Origin of the sequence: Amycolatopsis melonis (assembly GCF_040064235.1) — a bacterium.
Lineage (GTDB): Bacteria > Actinomycetota > Actinomycetes > Mycobacteriales > Pseudonocardiaceae > Amycolatopsis > Amycolatopsis melonis.
The window spans coordinates 189,627-206,497 of record NZ_JBDZYD010000008.1 but is presented as its reverse complement, the minus strand read 5'-3'; the positions used below and the strand labels follow the sequence as shown (position 1 = coordinate 206,497).

The following is a 16,871-nucleotide window of genomic DNA, read 5'->3' as shown; positions in this document are numbered from 1 at the left end:
CCTACGCCCAGAGCTGCCCGTCGAGCCGTTCGGCCGCCTCGTCCAGCGAGCCCGAGTAGGCGCCCGTGGACAGGTACTTCCACCCGGCGTCCGCGACGACGAAGGCGACGTCGGCCGGTTCGCCGCGGGCAGCGGCCTTCTCGGCCACCGCCAGTGCGGCGTGCAGCACCGCGCCCGTCGAGATGCCCGCGAAGATGCCTTCGTGCTCCAGCAGCTCACGGGTGCGCCGCAAAGCGTCGTACGCGCCCACCGAGTAACGCCCGTTGAGCACCGAAGCGTCGTACAGCTCCGGCACGAAGCCTTCGTCGAGGTTGCGCAGGCCGTAGACCAGCTCGCCGTAGCGCGGCTCGGCCGCGATGACCTGGACGTCCGGCTTCGCCTCGTGCAGGTACCGGCCGACGCCGACCAGCGTGCCGGTCGTGCCGAGGCCGCCGACGAAGTGCGTCAGCGTCGGCAGGTCCTTGAGCAGCTCGGGGCCGGTGCCGCGGTAGTGCGCGTCGGCGTTGGCCGGGTTGCCGTACTGGTAGAGCATCACCCAGTCCGGGTTCGCCTCGGCCAGCTCCTTCGCCCGCCGGACGGCCTCGTTCGAGCCGCCCGCGGCCGGGGAGAAGACGATCCGCGCGCCGTAGGCCTGCAGCAGCTGCTTGCGCTCGGTGGAGGTGTTCTCCGGCATCACGCAGACCAGCCCGTAGCCCTTGAGCTTGGCGGCCATGGCCAGCGAGATCCCGGTGTTGCCCGACGTCGGCTCCAGGATCGTGGAGCCGCGCCGCAGCTTGCCTTCGCGCTCGGCGGCTTCGATCATGGCCAGCGCGGGCCGGTCCTTGACCGAGCCGGTCGGGTTGCGGTCCTCCAGCTTCGCCCACAGGCGCACGTCGTGCGTCGGCGAGAGCCGGGGCAGCCCGACCAGCGGGGTGCCGCCGAGCGCGTCGAGCAGGGACTCGAAGCGAGCCATCGATCAGCCACCGGCCACGGCGGGGAGGATGGTCAGGGTGTCGCCGTCCTTGACCTCGGCCTCAAGCCCGCCGGCGAAGCGCACGTCCTCGTCGTTGACGTAGACGTTGATGAAGCGGTGCAGCTTCTCCTCCTTGACCAGGCGCGCCTTGATGCCGGCGTGCCGGGACTCGACGTCGTCGATGACCTCGAGCACGGTCGTGCCCTTCGCCTCGACGGACTTCTCGCCGCCGGTGTGGGTGCGCAGGATCGTCGGGATGGAGACGGTCACGGCCATGGGTTCTTACCTCCGGTGGGTTCTTACTCGCAGACGCCGGTGGCGCGGCGGTTTATTCCGAGCCGGTCAGTCGATGATCTCGACCGGCTCCTCGGTGATCACGGCGTCCACGATCCGGTACGACCGGAACTCGTGCACCTCGGGGTCGCGGGTGGAGACGAGCACGTAGTGCGCGTCGGGCTCGGCGGCGATGGACGCGTCGGTCCGCGACGGGTAGGCCTCGGTCGCGGTGTGCGAGTGGTAGATGACCACCGGCACCTCGCCGTTCGCGTCCAGTTCGCGGTAGAGCTTCAGCAGGTCACCCGAGTCGAATTCGTAGAACGTCGGCGAGCGGGCGGCGTTCAGCATGGGGATGAACCGCTCGGGCGAATCGGAGCCCTCGGGCCCGGCGATCACCCCGCACGCCTCGTCGGGGTGGTCACGGCGGGCGTGGGCGACGATCTCGTCGACGAGTTCACGGCGGATCCGGAGCACACCGACATCTTAGGTGGTGGACAAAGCCGGTCCAGATGCTGAGACATAGGCCTCACCAGCGCGTTTAGTCGAACGCCTCGGGCCACACGTCCCGGTAGGCCGGCACCCCGCCGGCCGTGGTCGCCGCCAGCAGGCCGTGCACCATCGCCCGCGCGAACACCCGTGCCGCCGCCGAGCACAGCGCGTCCAGCGCCGCCGGGCGGGCCGCCGCGCCGAACGGGCCGCTCGCGTCCGGCAGCTCACGCGCTCCCGTGGCCAGCGCGAACACCGTGTCGCCGTCGAACATCGTGTGCGCGGGCCGTACCGCCCGCGCGAGCCCGTCCTGCGCCGCGACGGCGAGCCGCCGCGCTTCGGCCTTCGACAGGGCCGCGTCGACCGCGACCACGCCGATCGTCGTGTTGAGGTCCGTCCGGCGGGACGGCAGGTCGGCGGGCCGTGAGGGCCACGTCACGCCGAAGTCGCCGTGGTCGGCCGCGTACGCCCGGCCGGTCGCGAGGTCCACGGCTTCGCCTGCCGCGTTGACCGCGGCCAGCGCGCCGACGGTGAACTCGCCGACGACCTCGCTCGCCGAGCCGATCCCGCCTTTCAGGGACCCCACAGCGGCACCCGCGCCGGCGCCGACCGTCCCCTGGGCGAAGGAGCCCGAAGCCGCTTCGCAGGCCGCGTAGCCGAAGGACGCGTCGGGCCGGTTGCCCCAGTCGCTGCGCGGCAGGTCGAACAGCACGGCCGCGGGCACGATCGGGACGACTTCGTGCGGCTCGGTCCCGACGGGAAAGCCCTGGTTGCGTTCGGCGAGCCAGCGCATCACGCCGTCGGCCGCGGCCAGGCCGTACGCGCTGCCGCCGGAGAGGCAGACGGCGTTGACCCGCTGCACGAGGTTCTCCGGTTCGAGGAGGTTCGTCTCGCGCGTCCCGGGCGCGCCGCCGCGCTGGTCGACCGCGCCGACCGCGCCTTCGGGCACCAGGACCACGGTCGTGCCGGTGGCCCACCCGTCGCCGACCCGCTCGTGGTGCCCGACCAGGACGCCGGGGACGTCGGTGATCATCCGGTCAGCGCCTGGATCAGCGTCTCCTGCACCCAGGTCAGCCAGTGGTAGACGCCGAGGTGCGGCGCCCGCGGGTCGTCCTCGGGCAGCTCGTCGGGCATGTCCTCGGTGACGTCGAGTGCGGTGCCCAGCGCCAGCCGGACGTCGTTGAGCGCGCCCAGCCAGGCGTCGGCCTGCTCCTCGGTCAGCCGGACGTGGCCGCCGTCGCGGGGCAGCGTGTCGAGCACGATCTTCGCCACGCCGACCTTGATGTCCAGCAGCTCCGGCTCGTGCAGCGAGCGCATCGCCGCGGCCGAGTCGATGTCCTCGCGCGAGGGGTTGTCCGGGTCGAGCTTGTGGAAGTCCGGGAGCAGCCGCGAGAGCACCGGGTCGTCGGGCGACTCGGTGGGCCCGGTGCGGATGCCGGTCAGCTCGGCCAGCTCGTCCTGCGGCGCCTCCTCGGCGCGCGCGGTGAGCATGTCCTCGAGCTGGCTGACCAGGCCACGCAGCACCGCCGCTTCCTGCTGCTCGAACCCCGCGTGGATCACCGCGCCCTTGCGCCGCCAACCGTTCACGAGGGCTGCTCCATGGTGGCCCACAGGCCCGCCGCGTGGAGTTTCGCCACGTCCGTCTCCACCTTCTCCTTGCTGCCGGACGACACGATCGCCTTGCCCTTGTGGTGCACGTCGAGCATCAGCTTCGTGGCGTGGTCGCGGCTGTAGCCGAACAGCTTCTGGAAGACGTACGTCACGTACGACATGAGGTTGACCGGGTCGTTCCAGACCACGGTCCGCCACGGGGTGTCCGAGTCGGCGACCTCGGCCCCGATCGGATCGACCTGCGTCTGTTCGGATGCGACAGGCGTGGACATGCACCCCATGGTGTCACGGAGGTGACGGGGTACGCCGCGCCAGGTCCGGCCATGTGGGTGAATAGGCTTACCCCATGGGTTCACCGGAGCAGGCCACGGCCAGCACTGCGCTGCTCACCGACCACTACGAGCTGACCATGCTGGGCAGCGCGCTCGCCGACGGGACGGCTGAGCGGCCCTGCGTGTTCGAAGTCTTCGCCAGGAGACTGCCGGACGGGCGGCGCTACGGCGTCGTCGCGGGCACGGCCCGGGTGCTCGACGCGATCGCGGACTTCCGCTTCACCGACGCCGAGCTGGCGCAGCTGGAAGCGACCGCGGTGGTCGACGACGCGACGCTGTCCTGGCTCGCGGACTACGAGTTCTCCGGGGACATCGACGGCTACCCGGAGGGCGAGCTGTACTTCCCCGGCTCGCCGATCCTCACGGTCAGCGGCTCGTTCGGCGAGTGCGTGCTGCTGGAGACGCTGGTGCTGTCGATCCTCAACCACGACAGCGCCGTCGCGTCCGCGGCCGCCCGGATGTCCGGCGCCGCGCACGGCCGCCCGATCATCGAGATGGGCGGGCGCCGCACGCACGAGTACGCCGCCGTCGCCGCCGCGCGCGCCGCCTACCTGGCGGGCTTCGCGACGACGTCCAACCTCGAAGCCGGGCGCCGCTACGGCATCCCGACCCGCGGCACCGTCGCGCACGCCTTCATGCTGCTGCACGACAGCGAGGAAGCGGCGTTCCGCGCGCAGGTCGGCAAGATGGGCGCGGACACGACGCTGCTGGTCGACACCTACGACATCACCAAGGGCATCGAAACCGCCGTCCGCGTCGCCGGGCCGGAGCTGGGCGCGATCCGGATCGACTCCGGCGACGTCGGCCCGCTGGCCCGCCGCGCCCGCGAGCAGCTGGACGCCCTCGGCGCGAAGGACACCCGGATCGTGGTCTCCGGCGACCTCGACGAGCACGCCATCGCGGCGCTGCGCGCGGAGCCGGTGGACGCGTACGGCGTCGGCACCTCGGTGGTCACCGGCTCGGGCGCGCCGACCGCCGGCATGGTCTACAAGCTGGTCGAGGTGGACGGCAGGCCGGTCGCCAAGCGCAGCGCGCACAAGGAGTCCCGCGGCGGCCGCAAGTCCGCGCTGCGGCGGCACCGCGGCACCGGCACGGCGGTGGAGGAGGTCGTCTGGACGGCGGCGGGTCCCGCGCCCGAGCCCGAGCCGAACGACCGGCCGCTGCAGATCCCGCTGATCCGCGCTGGCCGCCCGGTGCCGGACCTGCCTACGCTCGACGACGCGAGGCAGCGGCTGCGCCGCGGCCTGGTCAGCCTGCCGTGGGAGGGCCTCAAGCTCTCGCACGGCGAGCCCGCAATTCCCACTCTCTTCCTGTGAAACGGAGTTCGACCATGGGGACCGCGCTGATCGTGGTGGACGTGCAGAACGACTTCTGCGAAGGGGGTTCGCTCGGCCTGCCGGGCGGGGCCGCCGCGGCCGCCGCCATCTCCAAGCAGGCCGCCGAAGGCGGCTACAGCCACGTCGTGGCGACCCGGGACAACCACATCGACCCGGGTGACCACTTCAGCGAGACGCCCGACTTCAAGGACAGCTGGCCGCCGCACTGCGTGGCCGGCACGCCGGGCGCGTCGTTCCACCCCGCGCTCGACGTCGTCCCGATCGGCGAGGTGTTCTCCAAGGGCGAGTACAGCGCCGCGTACTCGGGCTTCGAGGGCGCGGCCCGCGACGGGAAGTCCCTGGAGGCGTGGTTGCGCGAACACGACGTGACCGACGTCGACGTCGTCGGCATCGCGACGGACTTCTGCGTCCGGGCGACGGCGCTGGACGCGGCGAAGGCCGGGTTCGGCGTGCGTGTGCTGCTGGACCTGACCGTCGGCGGCTCGCAGCCGACGGTCGACGCGACGCTGAAGGACTTCGACGAGGCGGGTGTCGCCTACACCGGCACCGCCGTCGTCGGGACGGCCGGATGAAGGACCTGCAGGCCGCGCTGGCGGAACACCGGCTGGTCGCGATCCTGCGCGCGGCCGACGCGACGCGGTTCGGCGACGCGGCGATGGTCCTGCACGCGGCGGGCGTCCGTCTCATCGAAGCGACGCTGACCACGCCGGGCGCCCCCGCGGCGATCACGGCCCTGCGCCTGGCGCTGGGCGACGACGCGCTGATCGGCGCGGGCAGCGTCCGCGAACCGTCCGATGTGGACAAAGCGGTGGACGCGGGCGCGGCGTACCTGGTCACGCCGACGGTCAACCCGGCGGTCCTGGAACGGGCGGCGGAACGGGAAACGCCGGTGCTCTGCGGCGCACTGACGCCGACGGAGATCGACCAGGCATGGCGCCTGGGCGCGGCGGCGGTGAAGGTGTTCCCGGCCGCGGCGGTGGGCGGCGTGGCCTACCTGCGCGCGGTACGGGCCCCCCTCCCGGACGTCCCGCTGGTCCCGACCGGCGGCGTCCACCTGGCGGACGTCGAGGCATACCTGAGGGCGGGCGCGATCGCGGTGGCGGCGGCAACACCGTTGCTGGGCGACGCCCTGTCCTCCGGCGGCAGCCTCCCGGACCTGGCCGCCCGGGCAGGCGAGTTCGTCGCGGCCGCCGCCCGCTTCGCCACCGCCTGACCCCGCCCTGCCCCTGCCCCTGGCTCCGGTCCTGGCCCAAGCGCCCCAAGGTGGCCTTGGTTGCGTTGACCGCACCCAAGGCCACCTTGGGTGCGTTCAACGCACCGAAGGCCACCTTGGGGCGCTTACGGCTTCCCGCCGAACGGGTCGCAGGCGGCCGTCCCCAGGTAGATGTCCCCGCTCGCCGGGCCGCCCTGCGGGAACAGCCTGATGTGCAGCGCGTGCGTCACGAGGCTGCCGTCCGGCGGGTCGGGCGTGACGGTCTCGTTGAGGGTCACCGTCGCCAGCGCCGTGCCCGCGGCGCCGCCCGGGATGACGATCCGGTGGTTCGGCGGGATCTGGTCCGGCACGGTGATGCCCTGCACGGCGCCGATCTCGACCTCGCCGAGGCTGCCGGTGTCGGTGGTGGCGCACTTCGCCGAGAACGTACGGACAGTGATCACCGGGCCGCCGTAGCGCTTGAGCACGGTGGCCTCGAAGCGGTGCCCGGCCGCCTGGGCGACCGACACCGCGCCGGAGCGCCCGCAGCCGGTGTCGCCCGCACCGAACGCGGCGATGTCGCCGGTCGTGCCGCCGGTGGTCCGCGCGCTGTAGGGGCCGTCGACCGTGCATTTCGCCAGTTCACCGGTGACGACGTGCTCGTTGTCGATGGTCACGTCCACCGAGCCGGAAGACGCCCATCCGGTGGACGTGACGGGCGCCGCGGCGGCCAGGAGCGGCGCGGCCAGCGTGGTCACCGCCAGCACCCGGTATGTCCTCTTCCTGGCGTTCCGCATGCACCGGCCTCCTCGGTTCCGTGACAGTTCGCAGTCACCCACTTCGTCATCGGCAGGTCCGGCGCCTTCCCTGATCGGGTCCACCCGGACGAGTGGCCGGTGAGGAACGCAACTCGAGCGGTCCGCGAGGCGGTAACGAGCGTTAACCTCGATCGTCGCGAGTATCCGTCCTGGGAGGTTTCGTGTCTTCGCTGTCCTTCGCCGCCAAGCGGCCCGTGCTGGCCGACCTGGTGCCCGGCTCGCTCGTCCGCGACATCGCGCTGGTCGCGGGCGGTGCCGTGCTCACCGGCGCCGCCGCGCAGCTGACCATCCCGGTGCCGGGCAGCCCGGTGCCGATGACCGGCCAGACGTTCGCCGCGCTGCTGGTGGGCGCGTCGCTCGGCATGTCGCGCGGTGCCGCGTCCATGCTGGTCTACCTGCTGGTCGGCGCGGCCGGCGTGCCGTGGTTCCAGCACGGCACCGCGGGCCTGTCCGGCGCGAGCGCGGGCTACATCGTCGGGTTCGTCTTCGCCGGTGCCCTGGTCGGCGCCCTCGCCGGCCGCGGCGGCGACCGGACGCCGCTGCGCACCGCGGGCACGATGGTGCTCGGCAACGTGGTGATCTACGCGTTCGGCGTGCCGTGGCTGATGGCCGCGACCGGCTTCGACCTGGCCACGGCGTTCGCCAAGGGCGTCACGCCGTTCCTGATCGGCGACGCGCTCAAGATCGTGGTGGCCGCGGGCCTGCTGCCGCTGACCTGGAAGCTGGTCTCCGGCCGCCGTTCCGAGGACTGACGTGCGCTGAAGGGCACCTTCCTTGCATCCGATGCAAGGAAGGTGCCCTTCGGCACGCGGCGCGAGTGGCCCGTTCGCGGCGGATCACCGATCTCTGTCGGGGGTGGCGGCTAATGTGTGTCGCTGTGCCCGCCCGAACTGATTTCCCCGGCGTCCTCGAACTCCTCACCCACGCAGTGGAGTCCGTCGGCGGTGCCGAACGCCCAGGGCAGGTCAAGATGGCCGACGCCGTCGGCCGCGCCATCCGCACCGGTGAGCACCTGGCCGTCCAGGCAGGCACCGGCACCGGCAAGTCGCTGGCCTACCTCGTGCCCGCGATCCGCCACGCCGTCGAGAAGGAAGCCACCGTCGTGGTCTCCACGGCGACGATCGCGCTGCAGCGCCAGCTGGTCGACCGCGACCTCCCGCGCCTGGCGAAGGCGCTGAAGAAGCCGCTGGGCCGCGAACCGACGTTCGCGATCCTCAAGGGCCGCCGCAACTACATGTGCCTGCACCGGCTGGATTCCGGCGCGCCGGACGAGCCGGAGGACGCCCAGCTCTTCGACCCGTTCGCGGTGTCGCGGCTGGGCAAGGAGGTCACGCGGCTGCGGGAGTGGGCCTCGGACACCGAAACCGGCGACCGCGACGAGCTCGTCCCCGGCGTCTCCGACCAGGCGTGGCGCCAGGTCTCGGTGACGGCGAAGGAATGTCTCGGCGCTTCGCGCTGCCCGATCGGCACGGACTGCTTCGCCGAGAAGGCCCGCGCCGAGGCCGGCCGCGCCGACGTCATCGTCACCAACCACGCGCTGCTGGCGATCGACGCGCTGCAGGGCTACCAGGTGCTGCCGGACCACGACGTGGTGATCATCGACGAGGCGCACGACCTGGTCGACCGGGTCACCTCGGTCGCCACCGGCGAGCTGACCAGCGCGATGTGCGCCGCGGCCGCGCGCCGCTGCGGCAAGCTCATCGACGCCGACATCGCCGACCGCCTGCTGGAGGCGGGCGACGGGCTGGCGCTGATCGTCGACGACCTGCCGCCGGGCCGGATGGACGAGCTGCCCCGGCCGCTCAAGGGCGCGATCCCGGCGATCCGCGACGCCGCGCACGCGTGCATCACGGCGCTGGGCTCCGACCGCAAGGAGGACGTCGAGGAGGCCACCGCGCGCAAGCTGGCGCGGTCGCTGCTCGACGAGGTGCACGACACCGCGGTCCGGCTGCTGGAGGCGTTCGACGACGACCAGGCGCACCAGCGCGACGTCGTCTGGCTCTCGGGCGACAAGTTCTCGTCGAAACCGCGGCCGCCGGCGCTGAAGGTGGCGCCGCTGGGCGTCGCGGGGCTGCTGCGCGAGCGCGTGTTCAACCAGCACACGACGATCCTGACGTCGGCGACGCTGACCCTCGGCGGCACGTTCGACACCATGGCGCGCCAGTGGGGCCTCCCGCCGGGCGCGGCCCGCGTCGAGCAGGCCCCCGGCGCGGCGACGGAGAAGGAAGTGCCGTCGGACGACTCGGGCCCGAAGTGGACCGGGCTGGACGTCGGCTCGCCGTTCGACCACCGGCGCAACGGCATCCTGTACCTGGCCAAGCACCTGCCGCCGCCGGGCCGCGACGGCCTCACGCCGTCCACAATGGACGAACTGGCCGAGCTGATCGAGGCCGCGGGCGGGCGCACGCTCGGGTTGTTCTCCTCGATGCGCGCGGCCAAGCAGGCCACCGAGGAGATGCGCGAGCGGCTGGACTTCCCGATCCTGTGCCAGGGCGACGACGCGACGTCGCTGCTGGTCCAGAAGTTCTCCGAAGACGTCCGCACGTGCCTGTTCGGCACGCTGAGCCTGTGGCAAGGCGTCGACGTCCCCGGGCCGTCGCTGCAGCTGGTGGTGGTCGACCGGATCCCGTTCCCGCGCCCGGACGACCCGGTGTCCTCGGCACGGCAGCGCGCGGTGGAAGCCCGCGGCGGCAACGGGTTCCTCACCGTGGCGGCCACGCACGCGGCGCTGCTGCTGGCACAGGGCACCGGGCGGCTGCACCGTGCGGTCACCGACCGCGGCGTGGTCGCGGTGCTGGATTCGCGGCTGGCGAACGCCCGCTACGGCGGATTCCTCCGTGCGTCGCTGCCGCCGTTCTGGCCGACGATGGACCCGAAGGTGGTGCGGGACGCGCTGCGCCGGCTCGACGCAGCCGCGCCCGCGTGACGCGGTCCACCGCCGCGCCCGGTACGGTGAACCCACCGAAGCAGCAAGGGAGCACCGGTTGACCCAGGATTCGTCCAGCGCCCAGTCCCGGACCGTCAGCGTCGACGACACCGGAGTTCGGCGGCGGCTCGCGGACGGCAGCGAAGAGGCCGTCACGTGGTCGGAGCTGTCGTCGGTGATGGTGAGGGTCATCCCCGACGGCCCGTGGAACGAGGACGTCTTCTTCATGCTCGTCGGCAGCGACGGCAAGGGCACCGCGGTCCCGAGCGGCGACCCGGCGGCCGACGCGCTGATCGAGCGCCTGCAGTCGTTGCCGGGCTTCGACAACGAAAAGTTCATCGAGGCCATGACGACCGACGCCGACCAGGCCTACGTGGTCTGGGAATCCGGCAAGAACTAGGACCGGGGAAAGGTCTCCGTCACGGGGATCCCCTTCTTGAGCGTCCGGCTCACCGTGCAGAGCCGGTCGATCGCGCGGTCCACGGCACCGGCCAGCGCTTCCCGCTGATCCGCCGTCAAAGCCGCCACGTCGACGTCGAAAGCGACGTGGACGGCGTCCAGCTCCGAAGCGCCTTCACGCCGGTCGGCGCTCACGGTGACGCGGAACTTCGCGTCGTCGCCGATCCGCCGCGTGATCAGCTCTTCCGCGGTCACCGCGCTGCAGCCCGCCGCGGCGATCTGCAGCAGCTCGGCGGGCGAGAAGGCCCCTTCGGCGCCCTTGCGGCCCAGCCGGACCTCCGCGCCGCGCTCGTTGCGTCCGACGAACGCGTGCTCGCCCGTGCGTTCCACTTCCAGTGTCATGCCCGCTCCAACCGGCTCAGCAGGACGCTTGTTCCGGCGCCCACTGCGCGAGAACCGTGATCGTGCCCGGGTCGACCTCGGTGAACCCGGCGTCCCGCACCGCGATGACGCGGTCGCGCCGCCACGCGCCCTCGGGGTCGTCGCCCGGGTGCAGTTCCTTCCACTGCACGGGGGTGGCCGTGCGCACCGCGACCCGGAACCCCTGCGCCGCCCAGCCGTCCCGCTCGGCGTCGCCCAGCAGCGCGGCGAGGATCATCGTCGCGTGGCCGACCTGCGCGGCGGCCTTGCCGACGGTCATCGGCACGTGCGGGTTGAGCAGCAGCAGCGGGACACCGTCCGGCACCGGGCCCGGCTCGTCGGGCGGCAGTTCGCTGCCGGAGATCTGCAGCCGTGCGACCTCCTTGGGCGTCTCGGTGACCAGGCCCGGCACCAGTGCCCGCGCCTCGGCACCGTCGATCTCGACGGTGATGCCAGGCAGGTCCTGGACGGCCGCCCAGTGCGCGCCCCGCGCCCGTCGCGCGACCTTCCGGATGCGGTTGTCGAGCCACGCGTGCATCGGCTCGGCCCACTCGCCACCGGGCTGGGCGCGCTCGTCGAGGCAGACTGCCAGCGCGGCCGCCGCCGCGGCCTCCAGCAGCGGCGTGCGGCCCGGCGGCTCGGCCCGTTCGATGCGCAGGATGACCGGCATCGCCCGGACTTCCTCCGGGAGCTCGTCGGAGGTGTCGGAGGTGTCTTCGGCCGGGAGCCCGAGCCAGAACGCGTAGCGGGCACCCAGGGGGTCGAGAACGCTGCTCACGGACGCATCAGCTCGAGCCCGTCGGCGGCGTCGGCCGCTTCGACCTCACCGCGGGTGAGACCGAGCACGAACAGCACGGCGTCGAGGTACGGGTGCGACAACGCGGTGTCGGCGACCTCGCGCAGCGCGGGCTTGGCGTTGAACGCGACCCCCATGCCGGCAGCCGACAGCATGTCGATGTCGTTGGCGCCGTCCCCGACCGCCACGCACTGCTCCAGCGGGATGTCGTACTCGGCGGCGAAGCGGCGAAGCACCTTCGCCTTGCCCGCGCGGTCGACGACGTCGCCGACGACCTTGCCGGTGAGCTTGCCGTCCACGATCTCCAGCTCGTTCGCCACCGCGAAGTCGAGCCCGAGTTCCGCCACGAGACCGTTGATGACCTGCGTGAACCCGCCCGACACCACGCCGGTGCGGAAACCCATCCGCTTGAGCGTGCGGATCGTCGTGCGGGCGCCAGGGGTCAGCTCGATCGACGCGGCGACCTCGTCGATCGCCGACGCGGGCAGCCCGGCCAGCAGCGCGACCCGCCGCTCCAGCGACTCGGTGAAGTTCAGCTCGCCGCGCATGGCGGCCTCGGTGATCTCGCGGATCTCCGGCTCCACCCCGGCGTGGGCGCCGAGCATCTCGATGACCTCGCCCTGGATCAGCGTCGAGTCGACGTCGAACACGACCAGCCGCTTCGCCCGGCGCATGATGCCCGCGCGCTCCACGGCGATGTCGATGCCGGCCTCGACCGCGGCGTCGGCGAGGATCGAGCGCAGTGCGGCGTCGGCCTCGGGGGTGTCCTGGTCGACCGAGACGTACAGTTCGAGCCCGGTCACGGGGTAGTCGGCGACGCTGCGGATCGCGTCGATGTTGGCGCCCAGCGACGCCAGGCGACGCGCGACCTCCGAGAAGCCCCGCGCGGTGACCGGGCGGCCCAGGATGACCAGCACGTGGGAGGAGTCGCGGCGGCCGAGCGCGAACGGGTCGTCCCCGATCGCGCTGCCGATCTTGACCTCGACCTGCATGCCGACGGACGCCATCGCCTGCTCGACCGCCTCCTGCAGGCCCTCGGGGTCGCGGTAGACCCCGGCGAGCACGCCGAGCACCAGCTGCCCGCGGATGACCACCTGCTCGACGTCGAGCACGTCGACGTCGTGCCTGGTCAGCACGGCGAACAGCACGGACGAGACGCCCGGCTTGTCGGGGCCGGTCGTCGTGATCAGGACGGGAGTCTGGGTCACTGGTCATCCCTCGTTCGGCAACGCTGCACGGTCAGTCTGCCGGTCCGGGCGCGGACACAAGTAGAGCGCGTGCCCGGCTTCACAAAAGCCGGGCACGCGCTCACTCGTTCAGGTACCTACTTGTCGCCCTGCTCGCTGGCGTTGTCGTTGGAGTGGTCTCCGGGGATCACCGCTTCGGTGAGCAGCTGCGACGGCGCCGCGTGGCTGTTGACCTTCTGCTTGCCGAAGAAGCCGATCTCGCCTTCGGCGTGGATGCGCTCGATCATGTGCGGGTAGTGCAGCTCGAACGCGGGCCGCTCGGAGCGGATCCGGGGCAGCTCGGTGAAGTTGTGCCGCGGCGGCGGGCAGGAGGTCGCCCACTCGAGCGAGTTGCCGTAGCCCCACGGGTCGTCCACCGTGACGATCTCGCCGTACCGGTAGCTCTTGAAGACGTTCCAGATGAACGGCAGCGTCGAGGCACCGAGGATGTACGCGCCGATCGTGGAGATCGTGTTCAGCGTCGTGAAGCCGTCGCTGGTCAGGTAGTCCGCGTACCGCCGCGGCATGCCCTCGGCACCCAGCCAGTGCTGGACGAGGAACGTGCCGTGGAAGCCGATGAACGTGGTCCAGAAGTGCCACTTGCCGAGCTTCTCGTCCATCATCCGGCCGGTGATCTTCGGGAACCAGAAGTAGATGCCGGCGAAGGTGGCGAACACGATCGTGCCGTAGAGCACGTAGTGGAAGTGCGCGACGACGAAGTAGCTGTCCGACACGTGGAAGTCGATCGCGGGCGCGGCCAGCAAGATACCGGTCAGGCCGCCGAAGAGGAACGTGACGATGAAGCCCATCGAGAAGATCATCGGCGTCTCGAAGGACAGCTGGCCCTTCCACATCGTGCCGATCCAGTTGAAGAACTTGATGCCGGTCGGGACGGCGATCAGGAACGTCATGAAGGAGAAGAACGGCAGCAGCACGGCGCCGGTGGCGTACATGTGGTGCGCCCACACCGCGACCGACAGGGCCGCGATGGCCAGGGTCGCCCAGACCAGGCTCTTGTAGCCGAAGAGCGGCTTGCGGCTGAACACCGGGAAGATCTCCGACACGATGCCGAAGAACGGCAGCGCGACGATGTACACCTCGGGGTGGCCGAAGAACCAGAACAGGTGCTGCCAGAGGATCACGCCGCCGTTTTCGGGGTCGAACACGTGCGCCCCGAGGTGCCGGTCCGCCAGCAGGCCCATCAGGGCCGCGGTCAGGATCGGGAAGGCGAGCAGGACCAGGATGCTGGTGACCAGGATGTTCCAGGTGAAGATCGGCATCCGGTACATCGTCATGCCCGGCGCGCGCAGGCAGACCACGGTGGTGATCATGTTGACCGCGCCGAGGATGGTGCCGAGACCACCGATCACCAGGCCGGAGATCCACAGGTCCGCGCCGACGCCCGGCGAGTGGATGGCGTCCGACAGCGGGGTGTAGGCGAACCAGCCGAAGTCGGCGGCGCCACCCGGGGTCAGGAAGCCGGACATCACGATCAGGCCGCCGAAGAGGTACAGCCAGTACGAGAACGCGTTCAGCCGCGGGAAGGCGACGTCCGGCGAGCCGATCTGCAGCGGCAGGATGAAGTTCGCGAAGCCGAACAGGATCGGGGTCGCGTACAGCAGCAGCATCACCGTGCCGTGCATGGTGAACAGCTGGTTGTACTGCTCCTGGGACAGGAACTGCTGCCCGGGCCGCGCCAGCTCGGTGCGGATCAGCATGGCCATCGCGCCGCCCGCCATGAAGAAGGCGAACGACGTGACCAGGTACATGATCCCGATCTGCTTGTGGTCCGTCGTGCGGAACAACCGCAGCAGGTACGAACCCTTAACCGACTCGCGCGCGGGGTACGGGCGCGTGGCGATCGGCTTGGGGGCTACGGCCGTCACTCCTGCCTCCAACAATCGAACCTTGTGGTGGTCATCGTCCGGCCACCGGGGCCCGGGAACGGGCCGGTCCGGCGGCTTAGGGGGATCGTAGCCCTCGCTACCGACAGTCGCGCGCACCGGCTGGCAAGATCGGGGCCCGGCCGGCGGGCACACCGGCGCGGGCCCGCGCGGTGACCTCCGCCAGGCCACCGCGCCGAGGCGGGTGAACGCGCTGGTGAGACCGATCCAGGAGCCGACGAGACGCCCACCGCGCGGGGGTGGCGGCACCCGGCGACGGCGGCGGCCGGACCGCTCGCGCGGGCCGTTCACCGACCGTGGTGTGCGCGGCGTCTCATCCGCGGTGAATTCCCCGGCCGGGCCGCGTTTCGCAGGGCGACGGCCGGTCACGCTCCGGCAGCGGCGGCCCGGTCCTACTCCCCGTGCGTCGCCGGGTACCAGGACAGGATCGCCTCGACCACGCCCGCGGGGTCTTCGAGCGGGGTCAGGTGCCCGGCGCCGGGCAGCACCACGAGCGTCGCGCCGTCCAGCACCCCGGCCAGCTCGCTCGCCGCCGCCACCGGGGTGATCGGGTCCTCCTCGCCGACGATGACCAGCGCGGGGACGCCGCAGCCGCGCAGCAGGTCGAGCGAATCGGGCCGGGTCCGCAGGGCCAGCGCCGTCCACGCGACGCCGCCGGGCGGCTGCGATTCGATGATCTCCCGCACGGTTTCGACGATCTCGGGACGCTGCTCCCGGGTCGAGGCCGCCAGCAGGTTCGGCAGGTTGGCCTCCGCCAGCCACCCCGCGATGCCCTCCCGCTCGACACGGGCCGCGACGTCGAGCCGGGTCTGGGCGGCCTCGGGCGTGTCGGGGCTGCCCTTGGTGTCGATCAGCACCAGCCCGCCGACGCGCTCCGGCGCCAGCCGCAGCACGGCCATCGCGAGGTATCCGCCCATCGAGCAGCCGCCGAGCACCACGCGGTCCAGCCCGAGCTTGTCGAGCAGCGCGACGACGTCACGCGCGGCGTCCTCGAGGCTCGGTTCGCGCGGCGACTCCGGCAGCGGCGAGCGGCCGAGCCCACGCTGGTCCGGCGTGATCACCCGAAGGTGTGAAGCCAGAGGTTCGCGTACCGCGTCCCACATGCGGGAATCCAGGGGAAAGGCGTGGAGGAGGACCAGCGGCAGTTCGGTCATGCCCGCCATTTTGTCGGACCCCCCGGCTAGCTTCGGCGGCGTGTTCACCGACATCGAAACCGGCCGGCTGCTGCTGCGTCCGCTCCACGAGGCGGACCGGCAGGCGATGGTCGACATCCACACGGACCCGCGCACCAACCGCTTCCACCCCGACCCACCCGACGTCCCGCGGGCGTCGGCGATGTTCTCGGCCTGGCTCACGCACTGGGCCGAGCACGGCTTCGGCTACCCCGCGGTGGTCGAACGCGGCGGCACGGAGGTGATCGGCACGTGCGGCGTGCGGCTGCGCGAGTTCCACGGCGAGAAGGTGCTGAACCTCGGCTACCGGTTCCGGCCGTCGGCGTGGGGCAAGGGCTACGCGGTCGAGGCCGGGCAGGCGGTACTGGAGTGGTGCGCCCGCGAGCTGCCGTCCCTGCCGGTGCTGGCGAGCGTGAACGTGGCGAACAAGCCGTCGCTGCGGGTGGCGGAGCGGCTCGGCTTCACCGAGTACACGGAGGAGCTGTACGAGGGCGCGATGTCCCGGCACTACCGGCGCTGAGCGCCGGGTGCTGTTTGACAACTCCAGAGTGAAGAGTCACCAGCGGCGGTGCGGCCGCCGCCGGGCGCGGGCGTCCCAGCAGGCACGGTGCCAGTGCCTGCGGTCGGCGACCGAGCCGGTCTCGTCGGCGGGCCAGACGACGACGTGCGGCGTCCCCGGCCGGATCTCGTGGTCACAGCCGGGACAGCGGTAGACCTTGGTGGCCTGCGCCCCCGGCACGGTCCGCACCAGCCAGTCCCCGTCGGCCCCGGACTCGGCACGCGCCCAGCCGGTCGCGGCACCCAGGTCACGCTCGGGCGGCCCGCCGTCCGAGCGGCGGCCGGGACGGTTACGTCGTGGCACGCCCGAAACGGTATCGCCACCCCACCCGCCCCCGCCGTCCCTCCAACCCACCAGCCTCCCACCACCCGCCCCACCCCGCGATGCCCCGCCAATCACGCGAGATGCCCCTCCAATCACGCGAGATGCCTGTCCAGTCACGCGTGATGCCCCTCCAATCACGCG

Annotated in this window: 20 protein-coding genes; 7 read left to right on the top strand and 13 right to left on the bottom strand. The window is 72.0% G+C overall.

Going from position 1 to position 16,871, the window contains the following annotated elements; all coding sequences use genetic code 11:
* Window position 1 precedes the first annotated feature (1 nt).
* The 6 genes from ABJI51_RS22680 to clpS form a co-directional block, all read right to left on the bottom strand.
* Window positions 2-952, bottom strand: coding sequence for a PLP-dependent cysteine synthase family protein (locus tag ABJI51_RS22680; RefSeq protein ID WP_348953275.1), 951 nt, complete (start codon window positions 950-952; stop codon window positions 2-4).
* Between the two features lie 3 nt (window positions 953-955).
* Window positions 956-1,228, bottom strand: coding sequence for a MoaD/ThiS family protein (locus ABJI51_RS22675; protein ID WP_348953274.1), 273 nt, complete (start codon window positions 1,226-1,228; stop codon window positions 956-958).
* A gap of 66 nt (window positions 1,229-1,294) precedes the next feature.
* Window positions 1,295-1,702 carry a M67 family metallopeptidase gene (locus ABJI51_RS22670; RefSeq protein ID WP_348953273.1) on the bottom strand — a complete coding sequence of 136 codons (408 nt, stop codon included), beginning with the start codon at window positions 1,700-1,702 and terminating at the stop codon, window positions 1,295-1,297.
* Between the two features lie 64 nt (window positions 1,703-1,766).
* Window positions 1,767-2,747, bottom strand: a complete 981-nt coding sequence (locus ABJI51_RS22665) for a P1 family peptidase (RefSeq protein ID WP_348953272.1) — start codon at window positions 2,745-2,747, stop codon at window positions 1,767-1,769.
* On the bottom strand, window positions 2,744-3,301 hold the full coding sequence (locus tag ABJI51_RS22660) for a DUF2017 domain-containing protein (protein WP_072476732.1): 558 nt from the start codon (window positions 3,299-3,301) through the stop codon (window positions 2,744-2,746). The genes ABJI51_RS22665 and ABJI51_RS22660 overlap by 4 nt, the downstream gene beginning before the upstream one ends.
* Window positions 3,298-3,597, bottom strand: coding sequence for an ATP-dependent Clp protease adapter ClpS (gene clpS, locus ABJI51_RS22655; protein WP_348953271.1), 300 nt, complete (start codon window positions 3,595-3,597; stop codon window positions 3,298-3,300). The genes ABJI51_RS22660 and clpS overlap by 4 nt, the downstream gene beginning before the upstream one ends.
* Before the next feature lie 74 nt (window positions 3,598-3,671).
* On the opposite strand from clpS, the gene ABJI51_RS22650 reads away from it, so the two are divergent.
* Genes ABJI51_RS22650 through ABJI51_RS22640 form a run of 3 tightly spaced genes read left to right on the top strand, consistent with a single transcriptional unit; the run spans window position 3,672 to window position 6,207 of the window.
* On the top strand, window positions 3,672-4,973 hold the full coding sequence (locus ABJI51_RS22650; RefSeq protein WP_348953270.1) for a nicotinate phosphoribosyltransferase: 1,302 nt from the start codon (window positions 3,672-3,674) through the stop codon (window positions 4,971-4,973).
* A 14-nt stretch (window positions 4,974-4,987) separates the two neighbouring features.
* The gene (locus ABJI51_RS22645; protein ID WP_348953269.1) at window positions 4,988-5,566 is read left to right on the top strand and encodes an isochorismatase family protein; all 579 of its coding nucleotides are present in this window, start codon (window positions 4,988-4,990) and stop codon (window positions 5,564-5,566) included.
* A complete protein-coding gene (locus ABJI51_RS22640; RefSeq protein WP_348953268.1) occupies window positions 5,563-6,207 on the top strand; it encodes a bifunctional 4-hydroxy-2-oxoglutarate aldolase/2-dehydro-3-deoxy-phosphogluconate aldolase in 645 nt (214 codons plus the stop codon). The genes ABJI51_RS22645 and ABJI51_RS22640 overlap by 4 nt, the downstream gene beginning before the upstream one ends.
* 125 nt (window positions 6,208-6,332) lie before the next feature.
* Here ABJI51_RS22640 and ABJI51_RS22635 read toward each other — a convergent pair whose 3' ends face one another.
* Window positions 6,333-6,953, bottom strand: a complete 621-nt coding sequence (locus ABJI51_RS22635) for a choice-of-anchor P family protein (RefSeq protein ID WP_348953531.1) — start codon at window positions 6,951-6,953, stop codon at window positions 6,333-6,335.
* A gap of 212 nt (window positions 6,954-7,165) precedes the next feature.
* Between ABJI51_RS22635 and ABJI51_RS22630 the strand changes: the two genes are divergently transcribed.
* The 3 genes from ABJI51_RS22630 (at window position 7,166) to ABJI51_RS22620 (ending at window position 10,330) form a co-directional block, all read left to right on the top strand.
* Entirely contained in the window at window positions 7,166-7,756 is a 591-nt protein-coding gene (locus ABJI51_RS22630; RefSeq protein WP_348953267.1) for a biotin transporter BioY, read from the top strand.
* 125 nt (window positions 7,757-7,881) lie between these two features.
* The gene (locus tag ABJI51_RS22625) at window positions 7,882-9,930 is read left to right on the top strand and encodes an ATP-dependent DNA helicase (RefSeq protein ID WP_348953266.1); all 2,049 of its coding nucleotides are present in this window, start codon (window positions 7,882-7,884) and stop codon (window positions 9,928-9,930) included.
* 58 nt (window positions 9,931-9,988) lie between these two features.
* Window positions 9,989-10,330 carry a hypothetical protein gene (locus tag ABJI51_RS22620; protein WP_348953265.1) on the top strand — a complete coding sequence of 114 codons (342 nt, stop codon included), beginning with the start codon at window positions 9,989-9,991 and terminating at the stop codon, window positions 10,328-10,330.
* Here ABJI51_RS22620 and ABJI51_RS22615 read toward each other — a convergent pair.
* The 5 genes from ABJI51_RS22615 to ABJI51_RS22595 form a co-directional block, all read right to left on the bottom strand.
* Window positions 10,327-10,731, bottom strand: a complete 405-nt coding sequence (locus ABJI51_RS22615) for an OsmC family protein (protein ID WP_348953264.1) — start codon at window positions 10,729-10,731, stop codon at window positions 10,327-10,329. The two genes, ABJI51_RS22620 and ABJI51_RS22615, sit on opposite strands and share 4 nt — an antisense overlap.
* 16 nt (window positions 10,732-10,747) lie before the next feature.
* Complete coding sequence (locus tag ABJI51_RS22610) at window positions 10,748-11,527, bottom strand: peptidyl-tRNA hydrolase (RefSeq protein ID WP_348953263.1); 780 nt, start codon at window positions 11,525-11,527, stop codon at window positions 10,748-10,750.
* Entirely contained in the window at window positions 11,524-12,753 is a 1,230-nt protein-coding gene (gene serB / locus ABJI51_RS22605) for a phosphoserine phosphatase SerB (protein WP_348953262.1), read from the bottom strand. Before serB ends, ABJI51_RS22610 begins: the two co-directional genes overlap by 4 nt.
* Before the next feature lie 116 nt (window positions 12,754-12,869).
* Entirely contained in the window at window positions 12,870-14,657 is a 1,788-nt protein-coding gene (gene ctaD, locus ABJI51_RS22600; protein WP_348953261.1) for an aa3-type cytochrome oxidase subunit I, read from the bottom strand.
* A 410-nt stretch (window positions 14,658-15,067) separates the two neighbouring features.
* Window positions 15,068-15,829, bottom strand: a complete 762-nt coding sequence (locus ABJI51_RS22595; protein WP_348953260.1) for an alpha/beta fold hydrolase — start codon at window positions 15,827-15,829, stop codon at window positions 15,068-15,070.
* On the opposite strand from ABJI51_RS22595, the gene ABJI51_RS22590 reads away from it, so the two are divergent.
* On the top strand, window positions 15,828-16,367 hold the full coding sequence (locus tag ABJI51_RS22590) for a GNAT family N-acetyltransferase (protein ID WP_348953259.1): 540 nt from the start codon (window positions 15,828-15,830) through the stop codon (window positions 16,365-16,367). The genes ABJI51_RS22595 and ABJI51_RS22590 overlap by 2 nt on opposite strands.
* Before the next feature lie 36 nt (window positions 16,368-16,403).
* Here ABJI51_RS22590 and ABJI51_RS22585 read toward each other — a convergent pair whose 3' ends face one another.
* Complete coding sequence (locus ABJI51_RS22585; protein ID WP_348953258.1) at window positions 16,404-16,709, bottom strand: hypothetical protein; 306 nt, start codon at window positions 16,707-16,709, stop codon at window positions 16,404-16,406.
* Between the last annotated feature and the right edge of the window lie 162 nt (window positions 16,710-16,871).